Here is a 12,495-nt window from a genome sequence, read left to right on the forward strand (position 1 = left end):
ATGCCGGCCCCTCCCGGCCGGTGCTGGCATCATGGGGTGATGCCCCGAGGAACCGCGCCGCTCGGCCGGATCACCCGGGGCACCACCGGCACCAACCGCCTGCGACGGGTCGACCGCTGGATCGCCCGGCATCCGGTGCTGCGGCGCGCGCAGGACCCGCTCGTGGTCGACCTCGGGTACGGCGCGAGCGCCGTGACGACCCTGGAGCTGCACGCTCGCCTCGCCCGCACGCGCCCCGACGTCGAGGTCCTCGGCCTCGAGATCGCGCCCGAGCGCGTCGCACGGGCCCGCGAGCAGCTCGCCGCCGTCCGCGCCGGCCAGACCCCGTTCGCCCCGGACGCGCGGGTGTCGTTCGCCCGGGGCGGCTTCGACGTCCCGGCTCCCGCCGGTCGCCGCCCCGTCGTCGTGCGCGCGATGAACGTCCTGCGCCAGTACGACGAGGACGAGGTGCCCGAGGCGTGGCGACGGATGGCCGAGCGGCTGGCCCCCGACGGCATCCTGGTCGAAGGGACGTGCGATGAGCTGGGCCGCATCGCGACGTGGATCGAGGTGAGTCCGGACGGCGAGCCCCGGACCCTGACGGTCTCGCTGCGGCTGCGCGACGTGGACGCGCCGTCGGTCGCCGCCGAGCGGCTGCCGAAGGCGCTCATCCACCGCAACGTGCCCGGGGAAGCGGTGCACGAGCTGCTCGCCGCGATGGACGCGGAGTGGACGCGGGCCGCTCCTCTGGCCTCGTTCGGGCCGAGCCAGCGGTGGCGGGCCGCGATGGACCGGCTTCAGGCGGCGGGGTGGCCGCTGCTCGAGCGCTCGCGGTGGCGGCTGGGCGAGCTGACCGTGCCGTGGGAGGCCGTCGCGCCGCGCTGAGGCCCGGGCGGGCACTCCTGTGCCGGGCGGGCGCGGGCGCGGGCCGTTCAGGACTCCGCAAGCCCGGGCGGATCCGGCCCCGTCGGGGCCTTCGGGGCGCGGCCGGGGCCCGAATCCCGTGGAGTTCTGAACCGGCGCCGACCCCGGCGGCGGGGGTCAGATGCGGGGGACGGCGGCCCTTGCCTCGGCGGGCGTCATGCCGGTCGCCGTCAGCAGGTCGACCGCGAACGGCCGCAGCGCGGCGATGAGGTTCTGATCGCCGACAGACGCGCCGGGCATGACCTCCTGCGGGTCCAGGTGGGCGGCGACCGCGAGCAGCAGGCTGCGGGCGGCGGGCCCCGCCGCGATGTCCTCGTGGAGCGAGGCGCCGACGAGCGAGGTCGCCCTGCTGATGTCGGCGAGGATGTCCGCCGCGACCGGGCGCGGCTCGCCGTCGTCGCACAGGTACGACGTCCGCCGGGCGACGACCCTCAGGTTGCGCGTGGCCAGATCCATGGCCTGGTGGACGTGGGCGTGCCGCTCGAGTTCGGCGCGCTGGCGGCGCAGGAACGGCGAGATGCGCGCAATCGCCATGCCGGAGTCGATCGAGGCGCGCCACTGCTCGAGCACGGGCTGCAGGGCCCGGGCCTTGGCGAGGCCCCGCTCCGCACGCATCCGGTCCCCGCGGCGGAGCGCCTGGACCACCGCGGCCGCCGCAGCCTCGGTCGCCCCGAACACGGTCGCGGCGTCGCGGGCGGCGGCCCGCAGCGCGCTCCGCGGGATGAGGGCTGTCGCCAGCAGGGCCGCCACGCCCCCGACGAGGCCGTCGACGAGCCGCAGGAACGGCGAGCTCGCGGGGATGATCATGACGATGAGCGACTGGATCGCCGCGGCAATCGCGAAGCTCGCCTGCGGAGACAGGAACCGGGCGACCACCAGCGTCGCGGCGAGGGTCAGCGCGAGCTGCCACCACCCCGACCCCGCGACGAGCAGCAGGAGCTCCGCGACGAGGATGCCGACCAGCATCCCGACGACGGTCTCGAGGACGCGGCGCGGGCGGGCGTCGCGGACGAGCCCGAGGCTGGACACCGTCACGGTCGCCGCCAGCAGCGGCGCGGTGTGGCCGAGCACGAAGGCGGCGAAGGCGTAGGCGCCGGTCGCGGCGACGACGATCTGGACGATCGCGAGTCCAGAGTCCCGCACGCGGCGGAAGGCGGGGCGCGGGTCGATCCGGGACCGCCACCCGGTGGGGATCGCCGCGGTCTGCGGCGGGACGCTCACCTGACTCCCCGCACCCGTGTCATCCCGACGCGGCCGCGCGGCGCGAGAGCCGGGGAAGCCGGGGGACACCGGCGGTCGCGCCCGCCTCGGGCGGCACGATCGTCTCGGCGGCGGCCGAGACGACTCCACCCTCGACGTCGACGGTCAGGACGGCATCGACCAGGGTGTTGCGGCGGAGCAGGGCGAGGGCGATCGGACCGTCCTCGTGGTGGCGGGCGACCGAGGTGACGGTGCCGACCTCGGCCTCGCCCGCGCGGACCGCCGCTCCGCGCTCGGGGAGCACCGCGTCGCTGCCGTCGAGGTGCAGGAAGGCGAGCCGGCGCGGCGGATGGCCGAGGTTGTGGACCTTCGCCACGGTCTCCTGACCGCGGTAGCAGCCCTTCTGCAGGTGCACGGCGGTGCGGAGCCAGTCGACCTCGTGGGGCAGCGTCCGCTCGTCGACCTCGGCAGCCCACCTCGGACGCCACGCCGCGACCCGCAGCGCATCGGCGGCAAGCAGACCTGCCAGCGCCGCTGCCCCGCCCACGACGCGGTCGCGCTCGGCGCGCGTCACGATCGCCTCGGCCCAGTCCCGCGCGGTGCCGGGGTGCGGGTCGGTGAGCGCGTAGGCGTGGCCGCCGGGTGCGACCGCGGGCCACGGGTCGTGCCAGACGAGTGCCGCGCCGGCCGGCGCGAGGGCGCGGACGGCCTCGGCTGTTCCCCCCACGACGGCGTACTCCGCGCTCGCGTCCCGCGGGTCCACGCGCAGCCGGAAGCGCATGCGCGTCAGCCACTGCAGCAGCCCCGGGGCGTCGTCGCGGTCGACGATCAGCCACGTGCTCTCGCCGTCGTCGATGACGGATGCCGCGTGCTCGACGTGACCGTGAGGATCCAGCACGAGCAGCTCGGTGCTCGCGCCCGGTGCGAGGGTCGCGAGGGCCTGAGAGGTGAGCGAGTCCAGCCACGTCAGCCGGTCCTCGCCGCCGACGACCAGCACGCGCCGGTCATCGAGCGGGGCGACGGCGCGGCCGGCCTCGAGCGCGCGCTGCTCGCGGATCGGGTCGCCGAGGTGCACGATCACGTCGTGGTCGACCACCGCTCCCGGCGGCAGCGCGATGTCGGCCATCACTCCACCCGCGCCAGTCGCGCCGACGCGTGCGAGGCGAGGTCGGAGCCGAGCGCGGCGACATCCCACGCCCACAGCAGGTGCGCGTCGACGAGGCCGTACATGCGGGTCGCCGCGGCGTACACCTTCGCGCCCGCGGGCCGGACGACGGCGTCGGTGGCGAGGTCGATGCGCGGCCCCCGGATCTGTCCGAGGTAGAGCTCGCTGACGGCATCCGAGTGCACGATCGACACCGCGAGGTCGAAGCCGCCCTCGGCGTTGCGCAGCGCCTCGACATCGTCCACGGTGCGCGCGGGCGCCGAGGCCGTCGGCGGCAGCAGGGCCGGCCCGGCATCGGCCGCGGTCGCCGTGCGCGCCAGCCGCCAGTAGCCCGACTCGGCGACGAGCGGGGTCCGCCCGGCGCCGTCGTGCAGCCACGCGTGGCCGGTGTAGTTGAGGTAGTCCCCGCCGTCCTGGCTGAAGCTCACGCGGTGGGTGAACTCACCCGTGAACCGCTCGCCGCCCGCTTCGTAGTCGATGACGCCGGTGCCCTCCCACACCCCCAGCAGCCACGACAGCGGCGCGAGGTCGGCGGGAAGGTCGGTCGGCAGATCGAACACGACGCCGCCCGTCAGCGCTGGCCGCGGTACAGGTTCTTGATCACCACGCCCGAGACGAAGACGATCGCGAGCGAGGCGAGGCCGAGAAGGCCCACGAAGAACAGTTCGAGCGCGACGAGGTCCATGCCGACCACTCTAGCCGGGAACGACGACGGCCAAGCCGAATCCGAGGCTGATGACACCGAGGACCACCATCGCCCCGAGCACGCTCGCGCCCACGCGCTGGGTGAAGCCGTGCGAGCGGCCGTACGACAGCTGCACCGCGAAGGCGAGGATCAGGCTGGCCCCGAGCCCCACGGCCATCCACGACGAGCGATCGGATGCCGGTACGACGACCCCCACGACGATGCCCACGATCGCCGCGAACACCCAGATCGCGACGATGCCGCGCACGGTGCGCGGCGGTGCCAGGTCGGGGAGTGCCATGCCTCCATCATCCCCCACCGTCGCCGCATCCCCAAGGAGGTCGGCGTCCACGGCGTCCCGTGAGGCGCCCGGCCACGCCCTACACTGTTGCGCACGGCGCTTTCCGCGCCGGAAGGACGGCGTCTTGGCACAGCTTCTGGTTCTGAGCTCCACACAGGGAGGCGGCGCGGTCCTGCCCGCCCTCGAGCTGCTCAGCCATCGCGTGCGGCAGATCCCCGCCGAGCCGGCGCAGCTGGTGAACGCCCCCAGCGCCGACGTGATCTTCGTCGACGCCCGCATCGACCTGGTCGGGGCGAAGTCCCTGTGCAAGATCCTCAACACGACCGGCCTGGACGCGCCGCTCCTGCTCGTGGTGACCGAGGGCGGTCTCACCGCGGTGTCGACGGACTGGGGGGTGGACGACGTGATCCTCGTCACGGCCGGCCCCGCCGAGGTCGACGCACGCGTGCGCCTCGCCGTCGGGCGCATGGCCAAGGAGCAGGTCTCCACGCGCATCCAGACCTCGGGCATCACGATCGACGAGTCGTCGTACTCGGCCAAGGTGCACGGCAAGCCGCTGGACCTCACCTACAAGGAGTTTCAGCTGCTGCACTTCTTCGCGACGCATCCGTCGCGGGTGTTCACGCGCGAGCAACTGCTGAGCGAGGTGTGGGGCTACGACTACTTCGGCGGCACCCGCACGGTCGACGTCCACGTGCGGCGGCTGCGCGCCAAGCTGGGCGACCTCGAGCAGCTCATCGGCACCGTCCGCAACGTCGGCTATCGCTTCAACGTCTACGAGGAAGATCAGCTCCCCGCGTCCAAGGAGCGCTCGCAGGCCTGAGCCCCCGGCATCCGCGATGGTTCACATGGCCGTCACGACTCCCTGCAATGATGAGGGCATGATCGAACGCGACGTGCTCGACGCCGGCCTCGGCGATGCGGACGATGACGACTTCGAACTCGACGAACCCGTCGACGCCGAACTGCCCGAGCATCGCTACCTCGATCGGGAGCTCAGCTGGCTGGCGTTCAACCAGCGCGTGCTCGAACTCGCCGAGGACCCGGCGCTGCCCGTGCTGGAGCGCGCGAACTTCCTCGCCATCTTCGCCAGCAACCTCGACGAGTTCTTCATGGTGCGCGTGGCCGGCCTCAAGCGCCGCATCATCACCGGCCTCGCCGTGCCGACCAACGTGGGCCGCGCGCCGCTGGAGGTCCTCGGCGACATCTCCGAGGCCGCGCACACCCTGCAGCTACGCCACGCCGACGCGTGGACCTCACTCGTGCGGCCGGCGCTGGCGGATGCCGGCATCGTCGTGGTCGGGTGGGGCGACCTCTCCGACGACGAGCGCTCCCGCCTCTACGACTACTTCCAGGCGCAGGTCTTCCCCGTCCTGATGCCGCTGGCCGTCGACCCCGCCCACCCCTTCCCGTACATCTCGGGGCTGTCGCTGAACCTCGCCATCCGGATCCGCAACGCCCGCACCGGACGGCAGGAGTTCGCCCGCCTCAAGGTGCCGCCCATGCTCCCCCGCATCGTCGAGGTGGGCCGGGACGAGCAGGGTGTGCGCTACCTGCCGCTGGAGGACCTGATCTCGAACAACCTCGGGGACCTGTTCCCGGGGATGGAGATCCTCGACCACCACGCCTTCCGCCTCACCCGCAACGAGGACGTCGTCATCGAGGAGGACGAGACCGAGAACCTCATCCAGGCGCTCGAGGCGGAGCTGCTGCGCCGCCGGTTCGGGCCGCCGATCCGCCTCGAGGTGACCGAGGACATGGATGACGTCACCCTCGATCTGCTCATCAGCGAGCTCGACATCACCGCGCAGGAGGTCTACCGCCTGCCGGGGCCGCTGGATCTGCGGGGCCTGTTCGACCTGGGACGCCTCGAGCGGCCCGACCTGCGCTACAAGCCGCACGTGCCCACGACGGCACTGGCGTTCCAGCCCGGCGACAACAACGAGCGCGGCGACATCTTCACCGCGATCCGCAAATCCGACATCCTCGTCCACCACCCGTACGAGTCGTTCGCGACGAGCGTGCAGGCCTTCCTCGAGCAGTCGGCGAAGGACCCGCACGTCCTCGCGATCAAGCAGACCCTGTACCGCACGTCCGGCGACAGCCCCATCATCCAGGCGCTCATCGACGCCGCCGAGGCCGGCAAGCAGGTGCTGGCGCTGGTGGAGGTCAAGGCGCGCTTCGACGAGGCCGCGAACATCGTGTGGGCGCGCAAGCTCGAGAAGGCCGGCGTCCACGTCGTCTACGGGCTGGTGGGGCTGAAGACCCACTGCAAGCTCGCCCTCGTCATCCGCGAGGAAGAAGGGGTGCTGCGCCACTACAGCCACGTCGGCACGGGCAACTACAACCCCAAGACCAGTCGCATCTACGAGGACTTCGGGCTGTTCACCGTCGACGACCAGGTCGGCCGGGACCTCACGCGCCTGTTCAACGAGCTGAGCGGCTATGCGATCGAGAAGAAGTTCAAGCGCCTGCTGGTGGCCCCGCTGCACCTGCGCAAGGGCCTGCTGCGCCTGATCGACAAGGAGCGCCGCAACGCCCTGGACGGCAAGCCCGCCCGCATCCGGATCAAGGTCAACTCGATGGTCGACGAGCAGATCATCGACGCCCTCTACCGGGCGAGCCAGGCAGGTGTGCCCGTGGACGTGTGGGTGCGCGGAATCTGCGCGCTGAAGCCCGGCGTCGAGGGCATGAGCGAGAACATCACCGTCCGCTCCATCCTCGGCCGCTACCTCGAGCACTCGCGTCTGTTCGCCTTCGAGGCCGACGGCGACCCGCAGGTCTACATCGGCAGCGCCGACATGATGCACCGCAACCTCGACCGCCGCGTCGAGGCCCTCGTCCGCGTGGTCGATCCCGCCCACGTGAAGGAGCTCACGGCACTGTTCGACGTCGCGATGAGCGACGAGACGAGCTCATGGCACCTCGGGCCGGAAGGCGAGTGGATGCGCCACCACCTGAGCGACGAGGGCAAGCCCCTCATCGACCTGCAGGACCGGACGATGTCGCAGGTGCAGCGCCGTCGCCGGTCGCGGGCGGTGCGATGACCGAGACCGCCGTCTACGCCGCCGGCGGAGTCGTGTGGCGCATGGTGGACGACAAGCTGCACGTGCTGCTGATCCACCGCACCCGCTACCGCGACGTCACGCTGCCCAAGGGCAAGGTCGACCCCGGCGAGATGCTGGCCGAGACGGCGGTGCGCGAGATCCACGAAGAGACCGGCATCCGGGTCGCACTCGGCGTGCCGGTCGGCGTCTCGCGCTACCGGCTGCCGAGCAAGCGCACGAAGATCGTGCACTACTGGGCGGCCGAGGCGACCGCCCCGGCGATCCGCGCGTCGGGGTTCGTCCCCAACAAAGAGATCGCGGCCCTGGAATGGGTGACGCCGAAGAAGGCGCGCAAGCGCCTGAGCTACCCGGTGGACGTGGAGATCCTCGACAACTTCACCCGGCTGCTCGACGAGGGCGTTCGCGCCACCTTCCCGCTCATCGTCCTGCGGCACGCCAAGGCCGTCGACCGCGACGACTGGGAAGGCGAGGACTCCGACCGGCCGCTCACCCCGCGCGGACGCCGGCAGGCCGGCGCGATCGTCGGCCCGCTGCTGGCGTTCGGGGCGCGCCGGATCATCTCGAGCCCCGCGGTGCGGTGCGTCAAGACCGTCAAGCCGCTGGCCGCGGCCCTCGGCCGCACGATCGACAAGACCACCCTCCTCAGCCAGGACGCGTGGGAGCGCGGCGAATCGGATGCGCGCGCGATCATCGGCCAGCGCGTGCGCGCTCGCAAGGCGGCGGTCCTGTGCAGCCACGGCCCCGTGCTGCCCGACATCCTCAGCGAGCTCGCACTGGCGACCGGCACGCTGCGGGGGTCGTACCTCGGCAGCGCATCGGCGCTCGAGCCCGGGGCGTTCTCGGTCGCGCACCTGTCGGTGGACAACCCCGGATCAGGCATCGTGGCGATCGAGACCCACGTCCCGACGGCATGACCGCCCTACCCCGTTCACCTTCTGTTCACCATTCCAGCGCAGTCTCTTAAGAGTCCCCTCCTACCGTCGGTGCGTGCCCTGCACCAGGGCCGCCACCCGAAGCCCCATCGGGGCCTCTTTCCCTGACACGTGAAGGATTCACACAGTGAAGATCTCTCGCATCGCCCAGCTGGGCGCTGTCGCCGCCATCGCGGCACTCACGCTCACCGCCTGCGCCGCGAACGAAGGCACGCCCGGCGGCAGCGCCACCGAGCCCGGCACCGACGCTCCCGCCCTCTCGGGCGAACTGGTCGGCGCGGGCTCGTCGGCCCAGGAGGTCGCCGTCCAGGCGTGGGCCGCCGGCTTCCAGACCACCAACCCCGACGTGACCGTCAGCTACGACCCCGCCGGCTCCGGCGCGGGCCGCGAGTCGTTCCAGGCCGGCGCCGTCGCGTTCGCCGGTTCGGACCGCGCGTTCAAGGCCGACGAGATCGAGGCCGGCCCGTTCGACGCGTGCGTCGACGGCTCGGGCATCATCGAGATCCCGTCGTACATCTCGCCGATCGCCGTGATCTTCAAGCTCGACGGCATCGAGACGCTGAACCTGGATGCCGCCACGATCGCGGGCATCTTCGCCGGCGACATCACCAACTGGAACGACGAGGCCATCGCCGCCACCAACGAGGGCGTCGAACTGCCCGACCTCGAGATCACCCCGGTGCACCGCGCCGACGACTCGGGCACCACCGAGAACTTCACCGACTACCTCTACCAGGCCGCGCCTGAGGCATGGGAGTGGGAGGCCGACGGCGTGTGGCCGGTCGAGTCCGGCGAGGCCGCGCAGGGCACCTCGGGTGTCGTCGCCGCCGTCGAGGGCGGCAACGGCACGATCGGCTACGCCGACGCGTCGCGCGCCGAGGGTTTCGGCACCGTCGCCGTGCAGATCGGCGAGGAGTTCGTGAGCTTCACCCCCGAGGCCGCCGCCGCGGTCGTCGACGCTTCCCCTCGCGAGGAAGGCCGCACCGAAGGTGACCTCGCCATCGCCCTGGACCGCACCCCGGACGAGGCTGCGTACCCCGTGGTGCTCGTGAGCTACATGCTCGCGTGCGAGGAGTACGCCGACCCGGCTCAGGCCTCGCTGGTCAAGGGCTTCCTCGAGTACGTCATCAGCGAAGAGGGCCAGCAGGCCGCGGCCGAGGCCGCGGGCAGCGCCCCGATCTCGGAGGCCCAGCGCGGCAACATGCAGGCCGCCCTGGACCTGATCGTCACCGAGTGACATCCTGATGCCCGGCTCCGCGTTGCTGCGCGGGGCCGGGCATCACCCCTGTCCACCCACGAAAAACGGACGTCATGACCACGACAACCGCCCCGGCCGCCCCGCCCGCGCAGAAGGCCAAGACACGCCCCGGAGACCGCTGGTTCTCGGGGACTGCGCTGTTTGCAGGGTCGATGATCCTCGTCACCCTGGCCGCGGTCGCGCTCTTCCTCATCGTTCAGTCCGTCCCCGGACTCCTCGCCACGAGCGAAGACGCCTCGGTTCTGCGCGGCAACTTCTGGGAGTACGTCTGGCCTCTCGCCTTCGGAACCGTGTGGGCGTCCTTCCTGGCGCTGCTCATGGCTGTCCCCCTGTCCGTCGCGGTCGCCCTCTTCATCTCGCACTACGCCCCCCGCCGGCTCGCGCAGACCCTCGGCTACATCGTCGACCTGCTCGCCGCCGTGCCGTCGGTCGTCTTCGGCCTGTGGGGCATCCTCGTCCTCGCCCCCGCCGTCCAGCCCGTCTACGCGTGGCTGAACCAGAACGCCGGCTGGTTCCCGCTGTTCAGCGGCTCGGTGTCCGGCACCGGGCGCACCATCTTCACCGCCGCCATCGTGCTCGCGGTCATGGTGACCCCCATCATCACCGCCATCTGCCGCGAGATCTTCCTGCAGACCCCTGTCCTCCACGAGGAGGCGGCCCTGGCCCTGGGCGCCACGCGCTGGGAGATGATCCGCATGGCCGTCTTCCCGTTCGGCCGCAGCGGCATCATCTCTGCCTCGATGCTCGGGCTCGGCCGCGCCCTCGGCGAGACGATGGCCGTGGCCATGGTGCTCTCGATCGCCAACGTCGTGTCGTTCCGGCTGTTCACGTCCGAGAACCCCGGCACGATCCCCGCCAACATCGCGCTCACCTTCCCCGAGGCCTACGGCACCAACATCAACGTGCTGATCGCCACGGGCCTGATCCTCTTCATCGTCACCTTCGCGGTGAATGCGCTGGCGCGCTGGGTCGTCAGCCGCCGCAAGGAATTCTCGGGAGCGAACTGACATGACCACCACCATCGCTCCCCCGCAGCAGCCGCGCACCATCGAGCGCGAGTCGCCGAGCCTGACCAACGGCAGACTCGCCAAGTGGGTGCCGTGGGCGATCCTCGCCGCCTCGGCCGGCATCGGCGCCATCGTCTTCGCCGTGCCGGTCCTCACCGCCGACGCCGGCTTCAACTTCGCCGGCTTTGCGATCGTGACCGCCCTGGTGTATCTCGCGATGGTCACCACCGTGTCCACCCTCGTCGAGGGGCGCCGCAAGGCCGTCGACCGCCTCGTCACCGGTGTCGTCACCGTCGCCTTCCTCATCGCCATGGTGCCCCTCATCTCGGTCGGCTGGACCGTCGTCGTCAACGGCGTGGCGGGGATCTCGGCGGACTTCTTCTCGATGTCGATGCGCAACGTCGTCGGTGAGGGCGGCGGTGCGCTGCACGCCATCATGGGGACGCTGCTGATCACCCTCGCCGCGGCCGTGATCTCCATCCCGATCGGCATCTTCACCGCCATCTATCTGATCGAGTACGGCGAGGGCAAGCGTCTCGCGCGCGGCATCACGTTCCTCGTCGACGTCATGACCGGCATCCCGTCGATCGTGGCGGGTCTGTTCGCCTACGCGCTCTTCGTCCTCTTCTTCGGCCAGGGCGTGCGGGTCGGCATCATGGGGTCCGTGGCTCTGTCGGTGCTGATGATCCCCGTGGTCGTGCGTTCGACCGAAGAGATGCTGCGCCTGGTCCCCAACGAGCTGCGCGAGGCGTCGTACGCCCTGGGCGTGCCGAAGTGGCTGACGATCGTGAAGGTGGTCCTGCCCACCGCGATCGCCGGCATCACCACGGGTGTCATGCTCTCGATCGCCCGCGTCATCGGCGAGACCGCGCCGCTGCTCATCACCGCCGGGTTCACCACGAGCATGAACTACAACCTGTTCGAGGGGCGCATGATGACCCTGCCGGTGTTCGCGTACACGCAGTTCATGAACCAGGGCATCCCCGCGCAGGCCTTCATCGACCGCGCGTGGGCGGCCGCCCTGACCCTCATCGTCATCGTCATGACGCTGAACCTCGTCGCCCGCCTCGTGGCGAAGATCTTCTCCCCCAAACTCGGCCGCTGAGCGGCCCACCCGAATACGACAGAGGAACGAACGTGTCCAAGAGCATCGAAGTCAACGACCTCAACGTCTACTACGGCGACTTCCTGGCCGTCGAGGGCGTCTCGCTCGACATCGAGCCGCGCAGCGTCACCGCCTTCATCGGCCCGTCCGGCTGCGGCAAGTCCACCTTCCTGCGCACCCTCAACCGCATGCACGAAGTCATCCCCGGCGCACGCGTCGAGGGCGAGGTCCTGCTGGACGGCGACAACCTGTACGCCCCCAACGTCGACCCCGTGCTCGTGCGCCGTCAGGTCGGCATGGTCTTCCAGCGCCCGAACCCGTTCCCGACGATGTCGATCAAGGAGAACGTGCTGGCGGGCGTGAAGCTCAACAACAAGAAGATCTCCAAGTCCGACGCCGACGACCTGGTCGAGCAGTCGCTCAAGGGCGCCAACCTGTGGAACGAGGTCAAGGACCGCCTCGACAAGCCCGGCTCCGGCCTGTCCGGCGGCCAGCAGCAGCGTCTGTGCATCGCACGCGCCATCGCCGTCTCGCCCGAGGTCATCCTGATGGACGAGCCCTGCTCGGCCCTGGACCCCATCTCGACGTACGCCATCGAGGAGCTGATCGGCGAGCTGAAGAAGGACTACACCGTCGTCATCGTCACCCACAACATGCAGCAGGCGTCGCGGGTGTCGGACAAGACGGCGTTCTTCAACATCGCCGGCACCGGCAAGCCCGGCAAGCTCATCGAGTACGACAACACCCGCACGATCTTCACGACCCCCTCGGTGCAGGCCACCGAGGACTACGTCTCCGGGCGCTTCGGGTGATCCCGTTCAACCGAAGCCGGTTGTCGAGCAGCGCGCAGCGCGTGTCGAGACACGGCTGA

At 71.0% G+C, this 12,495-nt stretch carries 12 protein-coding genes; 8 read left to right on the top strand and 4 right to left on the bottom strand.

Annotated features, from left to right (window positions below; genetic code table 11):
• Positions 1-39 precede the first annotated feature (39 nt).
• Entirely contained in the window at positions 40-864 is an 825-nt protein-coding gene (locus ACYVF4_RS04170; protein WP_460720011.1) for a class I SAM-dependent methyltransferase, read from the top strand.
• A gap of 156 nt (positions 865-1,020) precedes the next feature.
• Here the strand turns inward: ACYVF4_RS04170 and ACYVF4_RS04175 are convergent, their stop codons facing one another.
• The 4 genes from ACYVF4_RS04175 to ACYVF4_RS04190 form a co-directional block, all read right to left on the bottom strand.
• A complete protein-coding gene (locus ACYVF4_RS04175) occupies positions 1,021-2,124 on the bottom strand; it encodes an FUSC family protein (RefSeq protein WP_460720013.1) in 1,104 nt (367 codons plus the stop codon).
• A gap of 19 nt (positions 2,125-2,143) precedes the next feature.
• On the bottom strand, positions 2,144-3,229 hold the full coding sequence (gene ygfZ / locus ACYVF4_RS04180) for a CAF17-like 4Fe-4S cluster assembly/insertion protein YgfZ (protein WP_460720015.1): 1,086 nt from the start codon (positions 3,227-3,229) through the stop codon (positions 2,144-2,146).
• Positions 3,229-3,828 carry a nitrobindin family protein gene (locus ACYVF4_RS04185; RefSeq protein WP_460720017.1) on the bottom strand — a complete coding sequence of 200 codons (600 nt, stop codon included), beginning with the start codon at positions 3,826-3,828 and terminating at the stop codon, positions 3,229-3,231. Before ACYVF4_RS04185 ends, ygfZ begins: the two co-directional genes overlap by 1 nt.
• Before the next feature lie 135 nt (positions 3,829-3,963).
• The gene (locus ACYVF4_RS04190) at positions 3,964-4,254 is read right to left on the bottom strand and encodes a hypothetical protein (RefSeq protein ID WP_460720019.1); all 291 of its coding nucleotides are present in this window, start codon (positions 4,252-4,254) and stop codon (positions 3,964-3,966) included.
• 124 nt (positions 4,255-4,378) lie between these two features.
• Between ACYVF4_RS04190 and ACYVF4_RS04195 the strand changes: the two genes are divergently transcribed.
• From ACYVF4_RS04195 to pstB, 7 genes are all read left to right on the top strand, one after another.
• Positions 4,379-5,077, top strand: coding sequence for a winged helix-turn-helix domain-containing protein (locus ACYVF4_RS04195; protein WP_460720021.1), 699 nt, complete (start codon positions 4,379-4,381; stop codon positions 5,075-5,077).
• A gap of 58 nt (positions 5,078-5,135) precedes the next feature.
• Positions 5,136-7,301 carry an RNA degradosome polyphosphate kinase gene (locus ACYVF4_RS04200; protein WP_460720023.1) on the top strand — a complete coding sequence of 722 codons (2,166 nt, stop codon included), beginning with the start codon at positions 5,136-5,138 and terminating at the stop codon, positions 7,299-7,301.
• On the top strand, positions 7,298-8,236 hold the full coding sequence (locus tag ACYVF4_RS04205) for an NUDIX hydrolase (protein ID WP_460720025.1): 939 nt from the start codon (positions 7,298-7,300) through the stop codon (positions 8,234-8,236). Before ACYVF4_RS04200 ends, ACYVF4_RS04205 begins: the two co-directional genes overlap by 4 nt.
• Positions 8,237-8,381: 145 nt before the next feature.
• Positions 8,382-9,491, top strand: coding sequence for a phosphate ABC transporter substrate-binding protein PstS (gene pstS, locus ACYVF4_RS04210; protein WP_460720027.1), 1,110 nt, complete (start codon positions 8,382-8,384; stop codon positions 9,489-9,491).
• A 74-nt stretch (positions 9,492-9,565) separates the two neighbouring features.
• The gene (pstC, locus tag ACYVF4_RS04215) at positions 9,566-10,519 is read left to right on the top strand and encodes a phosphate ABC transporter permease subunit PstC (RefSeq protein WP_460720029.1); all 954 of its coding nucleotides are present in this window, start codon (positions 9,566-9,568) and stop codon (positions 10,517-10,519) included.
• A 1-nt stretch (position 10,520) separates the two neighbouring features.
• The gene (pstA, locus tag ACYVF4_RS04220) at positions 10,521-11,624 is read left to right on the top strand and encodes a phosphate ABC transporter permease PstA (protein WP_460720031.1); all 1,104 of its coding nucleotides are present in this window, start codon (positions 10,521-10,523) and stop codon (positions 11,622-11,624) included.
• A gap of 32 nt (positions 11,625-11,656) precedes the next feature.
• Positions 11,657-12,436, top strand: a complete 780-nt coding sequence (gene pstB / locus ACYVF4_RS04225; RefSeq protein WP_460720033.1) for a phosphate ABC transporter ATP-binding protein PstB — start codon at positions 11,657-11,659, stop codon at positions 12,434-12,436.
• The last annotated feature ends 59 nt before the right edge of the window (positions 12,437-12,495 follow it).

The sequence above is a fragment of the Microbacterium aureliae genome, assembly GCF_054780155.1.

Excerpts from the sequence above, each read along its gene's own strand:
- ACYVF4_RS04170 (WP_460720011.1), top strand. The coding sequence starts at position 40 with ATGCCCCGAGGAACCGCGCCGCTCGGCCGGATCACCCGGGGCACCACC.
- ygfZ (WP_460720015.1), bottom strand. The coding sequence starts at position 3,229 with ATGGCCGACATCGCGCTGCCGCCGGGAGCGGTGGTCGACCACGACGTG.
- ACYVF4_RS04190 (WP_460720019.1), bottom strand. The coding sequence starts at position 4,254 with ATGGCACTCCCCGACCTGGCACCGCCGCGCACCGTGCGCGGCATCGTC.
- ACYVF4_RS04200 (WP_460720023.1), top strand. The coding sequence starts at position 5,136 with ATGATCGAACGCGACGTGCTCGACGCCGGCCTCGGCGATGCGGACGAT.
- ACYVF4_RS04205 (WP_460720025.1), top strand. The coding sequence starts at position 7,298 with ATGACCGAGACCGCCGTCTACGCCGCCGGCGGAGTCGTGTGGCGCATG.
- pstC (WP_460720029.1), top strand. The coding sequence starts at position 9,566 with ATGACCACGACAACCGCCCCGGCCGCCCCGCCCGCGCAGAAGGCCAAG.
- pstA (WP_460720031.1), top strand. The coding sequence starts at position 10,521 with ATGACCACCACCATCGCTCCCCCGCAGCAGCCGCGCACCATCGAGCGC.